We start from the raw sequence: 17,679 nt of genomic DNA on the forward strand, positions 1-17,679 counted from the left end.
ACGACAGGCGCTCACGGCAGGTGCGGCAGCGCGCTGTACGAAGCCGTGGGAGTCGCACCCGGGGCGGCCGGGGAGGACATGGGAGGCCCGGGGACACCGCCGGTGTCACCGCCCGGGCCGCCGTCGTCGTCACCGCCGGAGCCCTTCCCGCCGCCGTCGCCGCCCCCGTCACCGTGACCGCCGCCGTGGCCGTTCCCGCCGCCGTTCTGGTGTCCGCCACCACCCTGATGACCGCCGCCCTGCTGGCCGCCGCCGCCCGAGCCGCCGAGCACCCGGCCGCAGAACGCCTCCACACGGGCCGGGCCCTTGGCGATCTCCTCGAGACGTCGGCGCTTGCCGCCCTGCAGCTCGCCGCTGCGGTAGGCACGGCAGGCGGCCACCGCCTTGCGGTACCAGTTCCTGGCCTCGTCCCGGTGCGCCGGCTTGTCGCCGTCCGGCTGCTCCGGAGGGTCCGTGGGGTCGTCGCCCGCGTCGCTCTCGCCCTCGCCGTCGGCCCCGGCCTCCGGCGACGCGGTGGACGCGGGCTCCCGCGTCGCCCCGTCGCCCGGTGTCGCGCCCTCGTCCGGGGACAGCTCCTCGGACGGCTCACCGGCGTCGTCCGACGGGGGAGCCTGCGGTTCCTCTGAGCTGGCAGTGTCGGCCGAGGCGGACACGGTGGGGCCGGGGTCGCTGTGCGTGCCGAACGGCGAGGGCAGCACGCCCGTCCCCGCGGCCACGGCAACCCCGCCGATCATGCACCCGGCCAGTGCCGCGGCGATCCCGAAGCGGACGGGGCGGCCCCAGCGGCTGGGCGCGGGACGGCTCCCCGCACGTCCCAGACGCACGGTCTCGCTCGCGGCCGCCTCGTGCGCGGCCGTCGCGTACGGCGCGGTCCGCGACCTGCCGCCACCGCTCGGCGGGAGCCCTGCGCGGGCCTCCCTGAAAGCGGCCAACGCGGCGGCTTCGCCCGGGAGTTCACCTGGGAGCGCGGCGGGGGCCGGGCCGGCGAGGCCGTCGGCACCGATGTCGGGGAGCGCGGGACCGGCGTCGGCGTCGGTGCCGGTGCCGGTGCCGTTCTCAGGGTGGCTGCCCTCCCCCGAAGCGCTGCGACTTTCCGTGCCGCTCCGGTCCCCGTCCCCGTCCTCGTCGCCGCCCCCCGTTTCGGCGAAGCGGTTCTGCGCGGCCAGCGCGGCGAGCGCCGCGGCGAGCCGGTCGGCCTGCGCACGGGCGTGAGGGTCGACGTCTTCGAGGGGCTCGCCGCGCAGCAAACGCTCCGCCGCATCGCGGTCCAGCCACTTGTGCTGCTCGTCGGCCATCACATGTCCTTCTGCGTCCGCGTGCGCGATTGCGTCACACCGGCGGACGTCACCGCGCGGCCGCGCGGCTCTCTTTGCGGGGGTACGGCGTCGAGCGCCTCATGGGGGTCGGCGCCCTGCGAGCCGAGCAGTTCGGCGAGGCGCTTCAGGCCGCGGTGCGCCGCGGTACGGACGGCTCCGGGACGCTTGCCGAGGGTCTGGGCGGCGCTCTTCGCGTCGAGACCGACGACGACGCGGAGGACGACGGCCTCCGCCTGGTCCTGCGGGAGCCGGGCTATCAGGGCGAGGGCCTCACCGGTGGCGAGGGACTCCATCGCCTCCCCCGCGGTGTCCGCGTCGCCCGGCTTGCCGGTGAGCTCCGACTCGTCGCCGCCCACCGCGGGGCGGCGGCCGCGCATGCGGATGTGGTCGAGGGCGCGGTTGCGCGCTATGCGCGCCGCCCAGCCCCGGAACCGGTCCGCGTCACCGCTGAACCGCTCCAGGTCGCGCGCTATCTGCAGCCAGGCCTCGGAGGCGACGTCCTCCGCGTCCGGGTCGGCGACCAGCGTGCGTACGTAACCCAACAGGCGCGGGTGCACAGCGCGGTACACAGTCCGGAAAGCGGTCTCGTCCCCGTCCTGTGCCGCAAGCACCGCGGCGGTCAGCTCCGCGTCGTCCCCCAGCACTCTCTCAATCCTGCCACTCGGAGATCTGCGCCCGGCCCCGGCGCGAAGCAGCACGGTACGGGCTGGGGCACCCCTGCGTCCATGTTTGTACAAACTGCAACTAGTGCGTGACGGAACGCGGTGTGACAGAAAACGCACGCGCGGCGCTGAAGAAGATACGGACCGCACGCGGTTCGTGCCGCGCGCCGGCCGGGGCCTCTCCTGTGGGGGGTGGCGGCCCTGGTCGGCTCCGGCGCGGCCGTCCACCGCGCGGCCGGCGCCCCATGGAGGACATCACCAAGGCACTCCTGTCCCGACCCGAGCGCCGTCGGCTTCGAGCCGACGAACCACCGCGCCCCCGGTTCGCCGCGGCCGGCTGACACCCCGTCGGAGCGGCTGAAGCACGGCCGTCGCCCGGCCGGAGTCATCCCGGCTCGCCCAGCCCCCGCCCCACCGCCACCGCCACCGCGCATCACCTCCCATCGCCCCCCATCCGCTCCCCCAGCCTCCTCAGTCCCCGGTACGCAGCCGTCCGCACCGCCCCGGGGCGTTTGCCGAGTACCCGTGCCGCCGCCGGGGCGTCGAGGCCGACGACCACGCGGAGCAGGACGGCCTCCGCCTGGTCGCGGGGCAGGGTCGCGATGAGGTCGAGGACCCGTTCGGTCGAGAGGGTCTCCAGGGCCGACGACGAGGTGCTGTGCGGGCCCGGGAGTTCGAGGACGTCCTGTTCCAGCGCGGTGGTGCGGGGCCGCGCCCGCCGGCGGCGCAGGTGGTCCAGGGCCCGGTGCCGGGCGATCGTCGCGGTCCAGGCGCGGAAGCCGCCCCGTCGCCGTGGAACCGCCCGAGGTCCCTGGCGATCTCCAGCCACGCCTCGGCGGCGACGTCCTCGGCCGCTTCGCCGTCGGTCCCGACGAGGCCGCGCAGATAGCCGACGAGCCCCGGCTGGACCAGGCGGTACGCGACCGCGAAGGCGGCCTCGTCTCCCTTCTGGGCCGCCGCGACGGCCCTGCCCAGCTCCTCGTCGTACGGCTGTGTGCGACGGGGTCCCCCACGCTGGCCCAACCCGCTCCCATCCGGCCGCTGCGGGCACGGGCCACGGCGCCTGTGCCTCCACGGTCGACAGCGTCGCCGGGGGCGGAAATGTCACGCTCACCCGGGGCACGGGCCCACGCTCACACCTCGAAGAGCGAGCCGCCGTCCCCTCCCTCGGGGAGGAACCGCGAGATGTCCAACGTCTGTTCCACGGGCGGGGCCACCGCGTGGACCGGTTCGTCGTACTCCGAGAACCGCAGGAGCATGGCCACGCCGTTGCCCACCTGCCGGACGCCGACCACGTACGGCTCGCCGTCCGCGGCGACGTACAGCGTCATCTTCTGCCCGTGCGACTCACCGGCGAGCGGAATGACGTCCTGGCCGTAGCGCCGGATCGGGTCGAGGGCCTTGAAGGTCTCGCCCTCTTCCGGAGTGCCGGGCATCGTCTCGGTGAGTTTGTCGAGGTCGCAGTTGGTCGTCGGAGTCGCGGCCCCCGAGCCGTTTCCGGTGCCCTCGGGCAGCTTCAGGTACTTCCCGCGGGCGAGCGCCGTCCGCTCCCGGACGCGCGCCGCGGCCTCGGGGTCCCGCCCCGCCGCCATCGCGTCGATCGCGTCGAGCGACTCGTCGGCGTAGCGCGCGTAGGCCGCGTCCCCTGCGACGACGATGAGCCGGCCGCGCTCCATCGGGCCCATGTCGTACGTGCCCGTGCAGTTGCCGTCGCGGTCCATGTGCAGCACGCCGGTCCGGGTCCGCGCCGCCTTGGTCATGTCGACGGCCATGCGCACCGACTCCGCCTCCTTGAGAAGCCGCATGCCCTCAACGGCCAGCTCCCTGCCGCGCTTCTCGTCCTCGGGCACGAGCTCTTCGAGGGTGCCGCCGGAGTACGTCACTTGCCGCTCCGTGGCGCAGGACGCGAGCGCGCCCACCGCGAGGCAGAGCGCGGCGGCCCGTATCCCTCTTCTGTTCTTCCCCACCCGCAACCCCGCCCCTGACCTCGACTCACCCCACGACTTCACCACTGTCACATGACCCAGCGCACCGGCCCGCCCGCGCGTCACGCCCGGGGCGTGCGGGATACGTCACGCGACAAATCACCCGCTCCGCTACAACCCTTTGCGAGGGCGATCAGTCGTACGGACTCGCTGAGTTCACCGGCAATTCGCTGAGGGGTGGGGTATTTGAGTCCGCGCAAACCACGTGAGAAGGCGCGTACCACGCATGCGTACAGACCGCTGAGTCTGCGGCGCAGGGCGTTGCTGACGGTCGGGGCCGTCGTCCTCGGCGGCGCGGGGGCGGCGACGTACGCCATGGCCGGTCCCGGCGACGGGCAGGGGCGCGGCGCCGACCCGCGCGCCGAGCGGCCGGCGAGCGTGCACGATCTGGCGCTCGAAGCCGGTGATGCGACGAAGCGGACGCTGCCGCGCACGGAGACCGAGCAGTTCTCGCTCCTCGGCGTCTCGTGGAGCGGTGCCGCCGTGGAGCTGGACGGCTCCGCGCAGGTCCGCACGCGCGCCATCGGTTCCGGCTCCTGGACCGGCTGGCGCGCCCTGGACCTGGAGCCGCACCGCGCGGAGAAGGCGGAGGCGGGCCCGCGTGCCGCGTCCGACCCGCTCTGGGTCGGGCCTTCGGACGGCGTCGAGGTCCGCGTCGTCGCCGAGGTCGGCTCGTCAAGTACCGCCCTGCCGGGGGAACTTGAGGTCAACCTCGTGGACCCGGGCGTGACCGCCGAGGAGGCGCGCAACCCGGCGCTCGACGGCGGCGCGAAAAGCACGGGAAGCACGGCAAGCGCGGGCACCACCGGCACCACCGGCACCACCGGCACCGGCACGGCCCTGTCCCCCGCGGCCTTCGCCCCCGCCGACAAGACCCCCGCCCCGACCGGGCCCACGCCCCCGCCCTCCACGGTCACCCAGCCCCCGGTGATCGGCCGGGCCGCCTGGGGCGCCGACGAGTCGCTGGTCAAGGACGCGCCGGAGTACAACGACAAGGTCAAGGCGGTCTTCGTCCACCACACGGCCGGTACGAACGACTACAGCTGCGCCCAGTCGGCGGCGCTGGTCCGCGGCCTCCTGACGTACCACGTGCGGACCGAGGGCTGGAACGACCTCGGCTACAACTTCGTCGTGGACAAGTGCGGCCAGATATTCGAGGGCCGCGGTGGCGGCATCGGCCTGCCCGTGCGCGGCGCGCACACCTACGGCTTCAACGGCGACTCGGCGGGCATCGCCGTCCTCGGTGACTTCGAGGGCGACCTGGCGACGAACACGCCCGCGGGCAGGCCGACCCGGGCCGCCCTGGAGTCGGTGGCGCGCGTGACGGCGTGGAAGCTCGGCCAGTACGGCGGCGACCCGAACGGCAAGGTCACGCTGACCGCGGCCGACGACACCGGCGTGTGGAAGAAGGGCGAGCAGGCCTCGCTGCGCACCGTCTCCGGCCACCGCGACGGCTTCTCGACCCTGTGCCCCGGCAAGAACCTGTACGCCGGGCTCGGCGAGATCCGCCGCTTCGCGGGTAGCGCGGGCAAGAACTCCGCGATCCCGACGGCGGACTACAACCGCGACGGCATCACCGACCTGATCGCCGGCATCCCGAAGGCGTCGTCGAGCCGCGGCCGCGTCACCGTGGTACCCGGCGGCCTCGGCGGTCCCGTGGGATCGTCCCGCGTCTCCCTCACCCAGGCGAGCCCCGGCGTCCCCGGCAACTCGGAGAAGGGCGACGACTGGGGCGCGGCCACGGCGTGGGGCGACCTGAACGCCGACGGCTACGCGGACCTCGTGATCGGCGCCCCCGGCGAGGACGACACCTCGGGCCACGCCGACCGCGGCGCGGTCACCATGCTGTACGGCCCGAAGTTCACGTCCGGCACGGACATGCAGCTCTCGGACGACTTCCACTACCCGGGCGCCAGGTTCGGCTCCGCGGTCGCCTCCGGTGACTTCAACGCCGACGGCAAGGCGGATGTCTTCGCGGCGGCGACGGGCACGGGCGGCTCGTGGGCCGCGCGGCTCGACGAGGACCACGAGTCGGGCGGCAGCCTCACCTCGGGCGACACCGCCATCGCGTACCCGGACGCCGCGTCCGGCGACTTCAACCGCGACGGCTACGGCGACGTGGCGCTCACCTACCGCGACCAGGCGGGCAAGGGCAAGGTCGCCTGGTTCCGGGGCGGCCGCTCCGGGCTCAGCCGGGTCGGCGTGCTCTCCGTCCCCGGCGGCCGGTCCGTCGCCGTGGGCGACGTCAACGGCAACGGCTACGACGACCTGGTCATCGGCCAGCCCTACACCGCCGAGTCGGGCGCCCACGCGGGCGGCCAGGTCACGGTGGTCCCCGGCACGTCGACGGGGTTCACGACGACCGGCATGAAGACGGTGCACCAGGCGACGTCCGGCGTGCCCGGCGCCGCCGAGGCGGGCGACGCGATGGGCTGGTCGGTCGCGGCGGGCGACTACAACCTCGACGGCTACGCGGACGTCGTCACGGGCGCCCCCGACGAGGACATCACCCGCGCCGGCAAGAACCGCAAGGACGCGGGCACCTCGCTCCTCCTGAAGGGCTCGTCCGCCGGCCTCACCGGCTCGGGCGCGAAGGCCTTCTCGCAGGACGAGCCCGATGTCCCCGGCTCCACGGAGACCGGCGACCGCCTCGGCTCCTCGGTGACCCTGGCCGACCTGTCCGGCTTCGGCCGCGCGGACCTCGCCATCGGCGTCGACGGCGAGGACGCGGGCGACGGCACGATCCTCCAGCTGGACAGCGGCAGTTCGGGCATTCCCGGGTCGAGCGGCGTCTACTACGGACGTACGCTCCTGGGCACCCCGGCGGGCGCCCACCTGGGGCAGACGCTGACGCCGTAGCCCCACCCCGCGCGCCGCTCCCCCGGCGAGGGGGCGGCGCGCGGGCTCCGGGCGCCGTTCACCGGCGATCCCGCCGCCGTCGCCGCCCCAGTCGCCGTACTGCAGCGCGATCTCGCGCAGTACCTCGGTCACTTCCGAGCGGCTCCCCGGTCACTGCTCGGCCTGCTCACGGCAGTCGGTGAGGGCCCAGTCGACGTACACGACGGGGACGCGCGGCCCGAAGTGCCGTCGTACGCACTTGAGGAGCCGTCCTTTGCCCGTGCCGGGCCGCTACCGTGGGGCGCAGGACAGCTGCCGCCCCACGCAGGACTCGCCGGGTTCCGCACGCTGCCGGTACGGGGGCAGGCGGGCGCGGCGCGAAAGGCCCGCGGCGCCCGGCGCCACCGGCGGCGCGGCGTCCCCGCCCGCCAACTGCCGGGCCAGCCCGCGCAGTCCGCGGTACGTGGCCGACCGCACCGCCGCGGGCCGCTTGCCGAGCACCCGCGCGACGGCGGGCGCGTCGAGGCCCACGACCACCCGCAGCAGCACCGCCTCGCCCTGGCCGGGCGGCAGGTCGGCGACCAGGTCGAGGACGTGCTCCGTCGAGAGCGTCTCCAGTGCGCGGCCCGCCGTGTCGTCCACGGCCGGGATGTCGAGTATGTCCTGCTCGGTCAGCGTGGCCCGGGGCCTGCTGCCCAGCCGCCGCAGATGGTCGATGGCGCGATGGCGCGCGACCGCCGCGGCCCAGCGGCGGAAGTCGGCGCCGCCGCCGCGGAAGCGGCCGAGATCCCGGACGATCTGCAGCCAGGCCTCGGACGCGACGTCTTCCGCGTCGTCGCGGACGAGTCCGCGCAGGAAGCCGAGAATTCCCGGGTGCACGCACCGGTAGACAAAGGCGAAAGCCTCCTCGTCCCCCTCCCGCGCGGCCCCCAGAGCCCGCGTCAGCTCTTCGTCACGAGCCGCTGAACGGCGATGTTCCCCACCCTGCGCCACGCTCTCCTCTTCACTCCGTCGGCACCGCCCACCGTGCCCGCGTCCTGCCGCGCCCCGCGTTTTCCCGCTCCGCCCCCGCGCCCGGCACACTCTGCCGCAGCCGCCCATAACGAAAGAAGGCTCAAAAACTGCCCGACGGCTCTTTCACGCCGCGCGCCGCGCCCGTCCCGGCAGCGTGAGGTAAAAGGCCTGGAGGGACCCTTCGGAGCCACCCATTCCGCCGCGCTCAAGGCAATTGACGACCTTGCCGAGGGGATTCCACACCCGGCCGTCCGGCATCCGGACGCCGACGGTCTGCCCGAAGAATTCCCGCTGTCCGGCATCGAAATCGATCCAGACGGCGCCGGCGCGGCGGACGAGGACTTCACCTACGTAGGCGCCGAGCCCGAACAGCGTCCCGGCGATCTCGACCCCATCACGGCCGCCCTTTCGCAGGCCCTCGATGAGGAAGTCGACGACGCGCAGGCTGGCGACGGAGAAGTCAAGAGGCAGCCGATTGCGGGCAGTGGCCCGCGCGACAAACTCCCGGGCCTGCCCCCGCATATCCCCCGCCCGAGCCGCCTGTCTGCCCTCGCCGTCCATGACTGCCACTCCTTCGCCCCGGTGATCCGGAAAGCGCACGACGCGCCCTCGTTCTACTCAGCGCAAGCCGCTCCCCGGTCATGACGGCTTTCCGGCGTGGCGCTTCTCACCCGGCCGATCCACAGAGGCGGTACAACCCTGGGCGGGACTCACGCGTCGGGCATCGCGATACGAAAATGCTCCTCGTGCCGTCAAGCGTTTGGTCCGTTTTCTTCTCGTCCTGGCGAACGGAGACCGAGGTGTTGTATAACCGGGCGGATTTGCAGAGCGCCCGGGGTGGGGGAGATGGATGAAGGACGAAAACGCGACGGACATCAGGGAAAGCGTCGAGTACGCGGAATTAGGGGAAGCCGTTGTTCCGGAGGATCCCGACGACCCGACGGTCGTCGGTGAGATCTCGGACCGCCGCGTCGTCGCCGTCGGCACGGCGCTCATCGGCATCTGCGCCGCCTTCGTCGCGTACGCCCTTCTCGGCGGCGGCGATTCCGATCGGCGGCACCCCCTACCCACGGCCCCGGTGACGTACCGCGTCACCTGCACGGGCACCGCCGACGTCCCGCACCCGGCCGGAAGCGAGCGGTGCTGAATTCCTCCACCTCCACCAGAATTCAAGTGGGCCGATATTCGCCCCGGGCTACCGTAGCCACCATTCGCTTCTCGCCACGGCACTCCCGGTATTGGCGGAAATCCTTCACCACGCTCCGGCGCCGTCAGCCCTGTCCCCGCGCCCGCCGCGACACCACCGCCCGCAGCACCCGTCGCCCTTCCATGGAGACGTCGAGCGCCTGCCGCAGGCCACCCGCCGGGCCCGCGCCCTTGTTGGACAGCAGTTCCAGGATCCGGACCTGGCGCCGGAGTTCGGACGCGACCAGCGGCGTCATGCCGTCCGTGCGGCCCTCGCGGCGCGCCGCCACCGTGCGGGCCCCGCGGTCCGGCGCGGTCTCAAGGAGGCGGTGGACCTGGAGAGCGGCGACGGAGCAGCCGTCCGCCCACTCCCGCACCCCCGACCCCGAATACGCTTGGGGGACGGCGTCGAACATCCGCCGGGCGAGCGCCGCCGCCTCGTCACAGGCCCCGAAGGCCGCTCGGCCCGGCCCCGCCGACCTACCCAGCGCCGAGCGCGCGTCGGCCAGCGGCCCGCCCCAGTCGCCGCCCTCCGCGAGCTTCGTCCACAGCGGGCGCAGCAGGTCGTCGTCGCCGCCGAGCACCGGAACGCACCGGTCGAGGCAGGCGAGGCCACTCGCCGCCAGGCCCCTCTCGTCGGCCTGCGCGATCAGCTCCACCAGGCTCATGCTCTACGTCTCCCGTCCCGGACCCTGCACTGCCCCTTAGAGCCTGTGTCATATCCCCGGTCGGGTGGCCGCCGCCTGGCACGCACTCCCCCACGCCTGATATGACACATGCTCTTACTGCGTGCACCGGCCCGGGAACGTCACTGGCGGACCACGCCGAGGCGGTCGAGGAAGCGGAAGAAGAGCTCCTCCGCCGAGGGCTGGGCAGCCGCGTTCAGCACGTCCAGCAACGGCCCCGCCGGCACCGTCCTGCCCGACTCCGCCGCCCAGGCCACCGCCCGCTGCGCGGCGTCGCGCGGTTCGAGGAAGTAGTCCTCCACGGTCAGTTCGGCGTCGCCGAGATATCCGGCCATCGCGCTCCGCGCCAGACAGGTGGTCCACGCCCCGCTCTCGGGAGCGGCCGCCTCGACGACCACGCAGTCGCTGGCCATCACATAGCCGAAGAGCGCGGGTGCGCCCGTCTCCATGGCCAGCGTGTTCATGTTCCCGACGTCCCGCGTGCCGTCGCCGCCCGGCACCTCCCACACCTGCCAGCCGTCGGGCCGCCGGTCGAGGAGCGTCAGCTCGTCCCGTACCGCGGCCACCGCCGCGAGCTCCGCGAGCGGCCGCTCGCTCCTGCCGACGACGTAGTACCCCCAGTAACCCATGCCGCGCACCCCCCGTAGTGCTCGTCCCGCGTCATGCCCGTACCGGGCTCCGAGGCCGAATACACCACAGATGTCCGCAGGTTGGCCACCCCGGAAGCCGAAATCCGGAAGCCCGCGTCACGGCGCGGCGAGCGGCCCCGGCACCACCGGCAGCGGCTGCGGCCGCGGCGGTCCCGACCTGGCCTTGCGGTCCTGCATGCCCGTGAGGCGGTGCACGAAGAGGATGGCGAGGACGGCCGCCGCGATGTCGAGCGCGTCGGAGAACATCAGGTTCCCGACGGCCGCCTTGATCTCGTCGGGCTCCTCCGCCCGCCAGTACGACTGGGTGGACCACCGCCCGGCGAGGAGGTTCGCCACCCACAGCGTCCACCAGGCGTTCACGAGCCGGTGCGGAGCGCCGCCCGCCGACGGGTCGAGGGTCGTCGTGCGGTCCAGAGCCACCGAACGGTCGCCGCTCGCGTCCCAGATGTCGACGGCGATCCGCCGCGGGAACCAGAAATTCAGGACGGGCACGAACCAGGACCCCACGGTCCAGCCGCGCGTCTTGCGGTGGATGTGCGGCTCGAACACCTCGGCGTTCACCCGCACCCGGTGGAACCAGACGAGGAACACGGCGCAGGTCGCGATCAGCGCCCCGGTCTGCAGGAAGCCGGAGACCGCGTACAGCGTGTCGGCGTGCTCGGCGTCCCGCGCCACACCCGCCCCGAACTCCCCCGCGAGCAGGTCCGCCATCACGTTCCGCATGACGGTGCCCGCCCACAGCGAGTACAGGTCGGCGGCGATGACGACCCCGAGCAGCGCCATGACCGCCCGGCTGAGGCCGACCGGCGAGCGCAGCCAGGCGGGGCGCGCGGCGGGGGCGTACTGCTGCGGCGGGTGGTGCGGATGGTTCAAGAGGTGTGGCTGGTCCAGATGGTCTGGATGGTCCGGGTGTTCTTGGGACAGCATGGTCGAGCGACCCCCCACGGGTGGTTCACGAGCGAATGGAGCCGCCCGCGTCCCTCCCCAGGGCGCCGGACAGCGGCTACCGGACGGTATCAGCGAGTTTCACGAAGTCGTTCCAGGCCAGCGTCGGCTTTCTGGGGTCCCAGAGCTTCTGGGCGGTGGCCCGCAGCGGCATGCGTATGCCCTTCGCCACCTGCTCCTGGGTCTGCGCGCCCGCGAGGTCGCCCCAGACCGCGAACGTGCCGCCGAGGATCTGGTCGTCGTACCGCGCGTCCACCGGCCTCGTGCCGCGGACGACCAGCGGGGTCCAGCTCTCGTATATCCGCTGCCCGGTCGGATAGCGGAAGTCGTTGGGCTGGCCGAGGACGTAGTAGAGGTACTCGTCGTTGTAGTTGGTGAGCCTGCGGCCCGCCTTCAGATACTCGACGGGCTCACGCGCGCCGATCTCCTTGCCCGTCCAGTAGGCGACCTCCAGGTCGTCGGCGGCCTCGGCGGTCCCACCCCGGAAGAACCCGTCGTTCCACGCCTTCAGCTTCTTCTTGTGCGGGCGCACGGTGTCGGCACGGTCGTTGAGCCAGCCCGTCGCCAGGTCCTGGACGCGGCCGTCGGGGCCGTAGCGCTTGCGGGCGGCGGCGGCCAGTTGCGGATAGGTGGACTCGGGGTCCTTGACGGTCAGGGCCTGGTATTCGTCGGCGCCGAGGTGCCAGTACGCGCCGGGGAACAACTCGGCGTACTCCTTGAGCAGGTCGTCGACGATCTTCCCCGCCTCCGGTTCGGAGATGTCGACGGCTCCGCGCGTGGCGGTGCCGCGGGCGGTGCGGAGCTGGAGCGAGGGGTGCTGCTTGATGACGGCGCCGAGGTGGCCGGGTGAGTCGATCTCGGGCACGACCGTGATGTGCCTGCTCTCGGCCAGCTTCACCAGGTGGCGGACCTGGTCCTTGGTGAGGTGGTCGGAGGAGACGATCTCGGGGTGCGAGTCCGACGCGATGCGGAACGCCTGGTCGTCGGAGAAGTGCAGGCCGAGCTGGTTGTACTTGAGGTCGCCGAGCTCGCGTATGCGGTCCTCGATCCACTTCACGTCGAAGTGCTTGCGCGCTGTGTCGATCATGAAGCCGCGCTGCGGTTTGGCCGGGCGGTCCCGCACCTCGCCCTCGGGAGCGGCCCTGCCGCCGCTCACCTCCTGCTTGAGGGTGCGGGTCCCGTAGAAGACACCGGCCTCGGTGGGCGCGGATATCCGCACGCGCCGCTCCTTCACGGTCAGCGTGTACGACTCGTCGCCGCCGCTCTTCGCCTTGCTGCTCTTGCCCTCGCGGCTCTTGCCCTCGCTGTTCTTGTCCTTGCTGTTCTTGTCCTTGCTGTTCTTGTCCTCGCTGTTCTTGTCCTTGCCGAGCGCCAGCTCCACGTCGCCCTCGCGGGGTTTCGCGTCTCCCCCGTACGACAGCTTCAGCTCGCCGGCGAGCAGCCGCGCCTCGTCCGCGAGGCCGTCGTCACGGACGACCACGCGGCCCTTTCCCTCGGCGGGCCGCCAGCCTGGGCCGCGGGCGGCGGTGTGCTCGCGCACGGCGGGGATGGTGGCAGGGGCCTTGGAGAGCGCGTAGCCGTTGGTGGGACTCGCCGGGGACGCGGCGGCGGACTCCTCCCGCGACGGCGACACGCGCGCGCTTCCCCCGCCGTCCGAGCCGCCGGGCCAGAGGCCCACGGCAAGGACCGCGGCCCCGGCGACGGCGACGCCGCTCGCGGCGACCACCGGCCCGCGCCTCACCGGTCACCCCTCGTCACCGTGAGAGCTGTCACTGACGTCGATATCGGAGCCAATATCAGAGCCATACCGCCACGCTACGACGCCCTCCCCCAGGCGGCTCGTCCACAGAACACGTCGAAACTCTCCCATTCGAGTGAAATTCGCTCATCCATCGGACAGCTGACCGCACGTCTCGATAGCGTTGCACCACCCCCACACCCGCATGGCCCCCTCCTTGCCGCCCCCTGTCCAGGAGCGCACGCTGCCCCCGCACCGTTCACCCCGTCTCGCCGGTCCCACCGGCCCCACCGGTCCCGCCGGTCGCGCCACCCCCGCGCCGCACCAGTTGAACGCCGCCACGCCGGGCGCGGCCGAAGCCGCCCTGCTCAGCTGCTGCGGCAGCCTGCGCTGGGCCCGCCGCGTCACCGCCCACCGGCCCTACCCCGACCTCGACGCGCTGCTCGCCGCGTCCGACGAGGCGGCGTACGACCTGACGCCCGGTGACCTCGCCGAGGCCCTGGCCTGCGAACCGCTTGATCCCGAGATCCCGTACCAGGTCGCCGCCCCCGCCACCCGCGCCGCCGCCCACACCGCCCTGCGCGCCGCCCACGCCGCGTACGAGAGCCGCTTCGGGCACTCCTTCGTGATCTGCCTCGACGACGTGGCGCCGGGCGAGGCGCTCGACCATCTCCTCTCCGGCATCCGGTCACGCCTCGGCAACGATCCGGAGGACGAGCGCGCCGTCGCGGCCGACGAACTGAGGCGGCTCGCCCGGTCCAGGCTGACCAGGCTCGCCCTGGGCCAGGACGCGGAACACGCCGCGGGAGCGGCCCTCGGACAGGCCACCGGGGCGAGCCGCCCGCCCGCACGCCCCGATAGCCCGTACGTGCCTGTTTGATTGCCTGTTTGATCACACCTGTGGACCCGGGGCAGGCCCACCGACAACTCGTCGATACGATGACGAGCGGCCGGTGGACCGTACCCGGCCGGGCTCGTCCGACAGAGCTGCTCTTTCTTTGACAAGAAGACTGGCGGCCGGCCCCAACCCCCGCTCCCGGAGGAACTTCCGTGCCGGCTGGAACGCTGTACCGCGGCCGGGAAGGAATGTGGTCATGGGTGGCTCATCGAGTCACCGGCGTCCTCATCTTCTTCTTCCTGTTCGTGCATGTGCTCGACACCGCTCTCGTCCGCGTCTCCCCCGAGGCGTACGACGATGTCGTCAGTACCTACAAGACGCCCATCGTCGGACTCCTCGAGTACGGCCTGGTCGCCGCCATCCTCTTCCACGCACTCAACGGCCTGCGCGTCATCGCCGTCGACTTCTGGTCGAAGGGTCCCCGCTACCAGAAGCAGATGCTCTGGACCGTCGTCGGTATCTGGGTCGTCCTGATGGTCGGGGCGCTCTACCCCGTCCTCGGCCACGCCGTCCGCGAACTCTTCGGGAGCTGACGCCAGACATGTCTGCTGACACCACGCTTGAGAAGTCCGGAACGTCCGGAGTCGGCCCCGTCGAGGGCGCCTCGCTCTACGACTCCGACCACCCGGCCCCGGTCATCGAGGCGCCCCGCAAGCGCACCTCCAAGACCCCGCGCTCGACCCGCGGCAACTTCGAGATGGCCGCATGGCTCTTCATGCGCCTGTCCGGTGTCGTCCTGGTCGTCCTCGTCCTCGGCCACCTGCTGATCCAGCTGGTGCTCGACGGCGGTGTCTCGAAGATCGGCTTCGCGTTCGTCGCCGGTCGCTGGGCCTCGCCGTTCTGGCAGGTCTGGGACCTGCTGATGCTGTGGCTCGCGATGCTGCACGGCGCCAACGGCCTGCGCACGGTCATCAACGACTACGCGGAGCGCCCGAACACGCGTCTGTGGCTCAAGGGCCTGCTGTACACCGCCACGGTGTTCACCATCCTTCTGGGCACGCTGGTGATCTTCACCTTCGACCCGAACATCCGCTAAAGCCGAGGCGACTTCCGTGAAGATTCACAAGTACGACACCGTCATCGTCGGCGCGGGCGGCGCCGGCATGCGCGCCGCCATCGAGGCGACGAAGCGCAGCCGCACCGCCGTGCTGACGAAGCTGTACCCCACCCGCTCCCACACGGGCGCAGCGCAGGGCGGCATGGCCGCCGCGCTCGCCAACGTGGAGGAGGACAACTGGGAGTGGCACACCTTCGACACGATCAAGGGCGGCGACTACCTGGTCGACCAGGACGCCGCCGAGATCCTGGCGAAGGAGGCCATCGACGCGGTCCTCGACCTGGAGAAGATGGGCCTGCCGTTCAACCGCACCCCGGACGGCACCATCGACCAGCGTCGCTTCGGCGGACACACCCGTAACCACGGCGAGGCCGCCGTGCGCCGGTCCTGCTACGCGGCCGACCGCACCGGCCACATGATCCTCCAGACCCTCTACCAGAACTGCGTCAAGGAGGGTGTGGAGTTCTTCAACGAGTTCTACGTCCTCGACCAGATCATCGTCGAGGACCCCGCGACCGGGGTGAAGAAGAGCGCGGGCGTCGTCGCGTACGAGCTGGCCACCGGCGAGATCCACATCTTCCAGGCCAAGGCCGTGATCTACGCGTCCGGCGGCACCGGCAAGTTCTTCAAGGTGACGTCCAACGCGCACACGCTGACGGGCGACGGCCAGGCGGCCTGCTACCGCCGGGGCCTCCCCCTGGAGGACATGGAGTTCTTCCAGTTCCACCCGACCGGCATCTGGCGCATGGGCATCCTCCTCACGGAGGGCGCCCGCGGTGAGGGCGGCATCCTCCGCAACAAGGACGGCGAGCGCTTCATGGAGAAGTACGCGCCGGTCATGAAGGACCTCGCGTCCCGTGACGTCGTGTCCCGCTCCATCTACACGGAGATCCGTGAGGGCCGCGGCTGCGGTCCCGAGGGCGACCACGTCTACCTCGACCTGACGCACCTGCCGCCGGAGCAGCTGGACGCCAAGCTCCCGGACATCACCGAGTTCGCGCGCACGTACCTCGGCATCGAGCCCTACACGGACCCGATCCCGATCCAGCCGACCGCGCACTACGCCATGGGCGGCATCCCGACGAACGTCGAGGGCGAGGTCCTGGCGGACAACACGACGGTCGTCCCCGGCCTGTACGCGGCCGGCGAGGTCGCCTGCGTCTCGGTGCACGGCGCCAACCGCCTCGGCACCAACTCCCTCCTGGACATCAACGTCTTCGGCAAGCGCGCGGGCATCGCCGCCGCCGAGTACTCCGCGAAGAACGACTTCGTCGAGCTTCCGGAGAACCCGGAGGAACTGGTCGTCTCCCTCGTCGAGCAGCTGCGCGACGCCAAGGGCAACGAGCGGGTCGCCGAGCTCCGCAGGGAGCTGCAGGAGACCATGGACGCCAACGTCATGGTGTTCCGCACGGAGCAGACGATCAAGACGGCCGTGGAGAAGATCGCCGAGCTCCGTGCCCGCTACAAGAACGTGTCCATCCAGGACAAGGGCAAGCGGTTCAACACCGACCTCCTGGAGGCCATCGAGCTGGGCAACCTGCTCGACCTGGCCGAGGTCATGGCGCAGTCCGCGCTCGCCCGCAAGGAGTCGCGCGGCGGTCACTACCGCGAGGACTTCCCCACCCGCGACGACGTCAACTTCATGCGCCACACCATGGCGTACCGCGAGGTCGGCGACGACGGCACGGAGACGATCCGTCTCGACTACAAGCCGGTCGTCCAGACCCGCTACCAGCCGATGGAGCGTAAGTACTGATGGCTACCCCGACCCTCGAGAAGGAAGACGCGAAGCCCGAGGCGGGCTTCGCCGACTCCCCGTACATCACGATCACCCTGCGCGTACGCCGCTTCAACCCCGAGGTTTCGGCGGACGCCACCTGGGAAGACTTCCAGCTGGAGATCGACCCCAAGGAGCGTGTCCTCGACGCCCTCCACAAGGTCAAGTGGGACATCGACGGCACGCTGACGTTCCGTCGCTCCTGCGCGCACGGCATCTGCGGCTCGGACGCCATGCGGATCAACGGCAAGAACCGTCTCGCCTGCAAGACCCTGATCAAGGACATCAACCCGGCCAAGCCGATCACGGTCGAGCCGATCAAGGGTCTGACGGTCCTGAAGGACCTGGTCGTCGACATGGACCCGTTCTTCCAGGCCTACCGCGACGTCATGCCGTTCCTGGTCACCTCGGGCAACGAGCCGACGCGCGAGCGCCTGCAGTCCGCCGAGGACCGTGAGCGCTTCGACGACACGACGAAGTGCATCCTCTGCGCCGCCTGCACGTCGTCGTGCCCGGTCTTCTGGAACGACGGCCAGTACTTCGGCCCGGCCGCGATCGTGAACGCGCACCGCTTCATCTTCGACAGCCGTGACGAGGCGGGCGAGCAGCGCCTGGAGATCCTCAACGACAAGGACGGCGTGTGGCGCTGCCGCACGACGTTCAACTGCACGGACGCGTGCCCGCGTGGCATCGAGGTCACGAAGGCGATCCAGGAAGTGAAGCGTGCGCTGATCACGCGCCGCTTCTGACCCGGCTTCCGCCTGGTACGTCCCCTAGGGCCCCGCTCCAGTCCGGAGCGGGGCCCTAGGGGGCGTCTTCAAAGATCGTCTTGCGTGATGGATCATGTTTGCCGTGGTGCGCCGTCATGAACTCTCCGATGATGAATGGGCCGTGCTGTCGCGGCTGTTACCCGAGTCCGGGGTAGCCG

16 protein-coding genes and 1 pseudogene are annotated in these 17,679 nt (G+C 71.9%); 7 read left to right on the plus strand and 10 right to left on the minus strand.

What is annotated here, in order from left to right; translation table 11 throughout:
- Window positions 1-11: 11 nt before the first annotated feature.
- The 4 genes and pseudogenes from AC07DI_RS02720 to AC07DI_RS02735 form a co-directional block, all read right to left on the minus strand.
- Window positions 12-1,295, minus strand: coding sequence for a hypothetical protein (locus AC07DI_RS02720; RefSeq protein ID WP_478901685.1), 1,284 nt, complete (start codon window positions 1,293-1,295; stop codon window positions 12-14).
- A complete protein-coding gene (locus AC07DI_RS02725; RefSeq protein WP_384262487.1) occupies window positions 1,295-1,960 on the minus strand; it encodes an RNA polymerase sigma factor in 666 nt (221 codons plus the stop codon). Before AC07DI_RS02725 ends, AC07DI_RS02720 begins: the two co-directional genes overlap by 1 nt.
- Before the next feature lie 451 nt (window positions 1,961-2,411).
- Window positions 2,412-3,001: pseudogene (locus AC07DI_RS02730) on the minus strand (RNA polymerase sigma factor).
- A 110-nt stretch (window positions 3,002-3,111) separates the two neighbouring features.
- Complete coding sequence (locus AC07DI_RS02735) at window positions 3,112-3,945, minus strand: hypothetical protein (protein WP_478901688.1); 834 nt, start codon at window positions 3,943-3,945, stop codon at window positions 3,112-3,114.
- 279 nt (window positions 3,946-4,224) lie between these two features.
- On the opposite strand from AC07DI_RS02735, the gene AC07DI_RS02740 reads away from it, so the two are divergent.
- Window positions 4,225-6,822 (plus strand): FG-GAP-like repeat-containing protein, encoded by a 2,598-nt coding sequence (locus AC07DI_RS02740; protein ID WP_478901689.1) that lies wholly within the window; start codon window positions 4,225-4,227, stop codon window positions 6,820-6,822.
- Between the two features lie 270 nt (window positions 6,823-7,092).
- On the opposite strand, the gene AC07DI_RS02745 is transcribed toward AC07DI_RS02740, so the two are convergent.
- Together AC07DI_RS02745 and AC07DI_RS02750 are read right to left on the minus strand one after the other, a co-directional pair.
- A complete protein-coding gene (locus AC07DI_RS02745) occupies window positions 7,093-7,794 on the minus strand; it encodes an RNA polymerase sigma factor (RefSeq protein ID WP_478901690.1) in 702 nt (233 codons plus the stop codon).
- A 144-nt stretch (window positions 7,795-7,938) separates the two neighbouring features.
- Complete coding sequence (locus AC07DI_RS02750) at window positions 7,939-8,376, minus strand: hypothetical protein (protein ID WP_478901692.1); 438 nt, start codon at window positions 8,374-8,376, stop codon at window positions 7,939-7,941.
- 289 nt (window positions 8,377-8,665) lie between these two features.
- On the opposite strand from AC07DI_RS02750, the gene AC07DI_RS02755 reads away from it, so the two are divergent.
- Complete coding sequence (locus AC07DI_RS02755; RefSeq protein WP_478901694.1) at window positions 8,666-8,962, plus strand: hypothetical protein; 297 nt, start codon at window positions 8,666-8,668, stop codon at window positions 8,960-8,962.
- A 124-nt stretch (window positions 8,963-9,086) separates the two neighbouring features.
- On the opposite strand, the gene AC07DI_RS02760 is transcribed toward AC07DI_RS02755, so the two are convergent.
- From AC07DI_RS02760 to AC07DI_RS02775, 4 genes are all read right to left on the minus strand, one after another.
- Window positions 9,087-9,668, minus strand: coding sequence for a hypothetical protein (locus AC07DI_RS02760; RefSeq protein WP_478901696.1), 582 nt, complete (start codon window positions 9,666-9,668; stop codon window positions 9,087-9,089).
- Between the two features lie 140 nt (window positions 9,669-9,808).
- A complete protein-coding gene (locus tag AC07DI_RS02765; RefSeq protein WP_384260687.1) occupies window positions 9,809-10,315 on the minus strand; it encodes a hypothetical protein in 507 nt (168 codons plus the stop codon).
- Window positions 10,316-10,432: 117 nt separating this feature from the next.
- On the minus strand, window positions 10,433-11,209 hold the full coding sequence (locus AC07DI_RS02770) for a DUF4328 domain-containing protein (protein ID WP_478901697.1): 777 nt from the start codon (window positions 11,207-11,209) through the stop codon (window positions 10,433-10,435).
- A gap of 130 nt (window positions 11,210-11,339) precedes the next feature.
- The gene (locus AC07DI_RS02775; RefSeq protein WP_478901698.1) at window positions 11,340-13,022 is read right to left on the minus strand and encodes a beta-N-acetylhexosaminidase; all 1,683 of its coding nucleotides are present in this window, start codon (window positions 13,020-13,022) and stop codon (window positions 11,340-11,342) included.
- A 202-nt stretch (window positions 13,023-13,224) separates the two neighbouring features.
- Here AC07DI_RS02775 and AC07DI_RS02780 point away from each other — a divergent pair, with 202 nt between their 5' ends.
- The 5 genes from AC07DI_RS02780 (at window position 13,225) to AC07DI_RS02800 (ending at window position 17,500) form a co-directional block, all read left to right on the plus strand.
- Window positions 13,225-13,899 carry a 2-oxo-4-hydroxy-4-carboxy-5-ureidoimidazoline decarboxylase gene (locus AC07DI_RS02780; protein ID WP_478901700.1) on the plus strand — a complete coding sequence of 225 codons (675 nt, stop codon included), beginning with the start codon at window positions 13,225-13,227 and terminating at the stop codon, window positions 13,897-13,899.
- A 170-nt stretch (window positions 13,900-14,069) separates the two neighbouring features.
- Window positions 14,070-14,450, plus strand: a complete 381-nt coding sequence (gene sdhC / locus AC07DI_RS02785; protein ID WP_384260678.1) for a succinate dehydrogenase, cytochrome b556 subunit — start codon at window positions 14,070-14,072, stop codon at window positions 14,448-14,450.
- Between the two features lie 8 nt (window positions 14,451-14,458).
- A complete protein-coding gene (locus tag AC07DI_RS02790) occupies window positions 14,459-14,953 on the plus strand; it encodes a succinate dehydrogenase hydrophobic membrane anchor subunit (protein ID WP_384260675.1) in 495 nt (164 codons plus the stop codon).
- Window positions 14,954-14,969: 16 nt separating this feature from the next.
- Window positions 14,970-16,730: a succinate dehydrogenase flavoprotein subunit gene (gene sdhA, locus AC07DI_RS02795; protein ID WP_384260673.1), complete on the plus strand. Its 1,761-nt coding sequence runs from the start codon at window positions 14,970-14,972 to the stop codon at window positions 16,728-16,730.
- Entirely contained in the window at window positions 16,730-17,500 is a 771-nt protein-coding gene (locus AC07DI_RS02800) for a succinate dehydrogenase iron-sulfur subunit (protein ID WP_384260670.1), read from the plus strand. Before sdhA ends, AC07DI_RS02800 begins: the two co-directional genes overlap by 1 nt.
- The last annotated feature ends 179 nt before the right edge of the window (window positions 17,501-17,679 follow it).

Source organism: Streptomyces sp. NPDC044106, assembly GCF_056433985.1.

What these genes read in the sequence shown, in the direction of transcription:
- AC07DI_RS02720 (WP_478901685.1), bottom strand. Translation starts at nt 1,295, where the DNA reads ATGGCCGACGAGCAGCACAAGTGGCTGGACCGCGATGCGGCGGAGCGT.
- AC07DI_RS02750 (WP_478901692.1), bottom strand. Translation starts at nt 8,376, where the DNA reads ATGGACGGCGAGGGCAGACAGGCGGCTCGGGCGGGGGATATGCGGGGG.
- AC07DI_RS02755 (WP_478901694.1), top strand. Translation starts at nt 8,666, where the DNA reads ATGAAGGACGAAAACGCGACGGACATCAGGGAAAGCGTCGAGTACGCG.
- AC07DI_RS02760 (WP_478901696.1), bottom strand. Translation starts at nt 9,668, where the DNA reads ATGAGCCTGGTGGAGCTGATCGCGCAGGCCGACGAGAGGGGCCTGGCG.
- AC07DI_RS02765 (WP_384260687.1), bottom strand. Translation starts at nt 10,315, where the DNA reads ATGGGTTACTGGGGGTACTACGTCGTCGGCAGGAGCGAGCGGCCGCTC.
- AC07DI_RS02780 (WP_478901700.1), top strand. Translation starts at nt 13,225, where the DNA reads ATGGCCCCCTCCTTGCCGCCCCCTGTCCAGGAGCGCACGCTGCCCCCG.
- AC07DI_RS02790 (WP_384260675.1), top strand. Translation starts at nt 14,459, where the DNA reads ATGTCTGCTGACACCACGCTTGAGAAGTCCGGAACGTCCGGAGTCGGC.
- AC07DI_RS02800 (WP_384260670.1), top strand. Translation starts at nt 16,730, where the DNA reads ATGGCTACCCCGACCCTCGAGAAGGAAGACGCGAAGCCCGAGGCGGGC.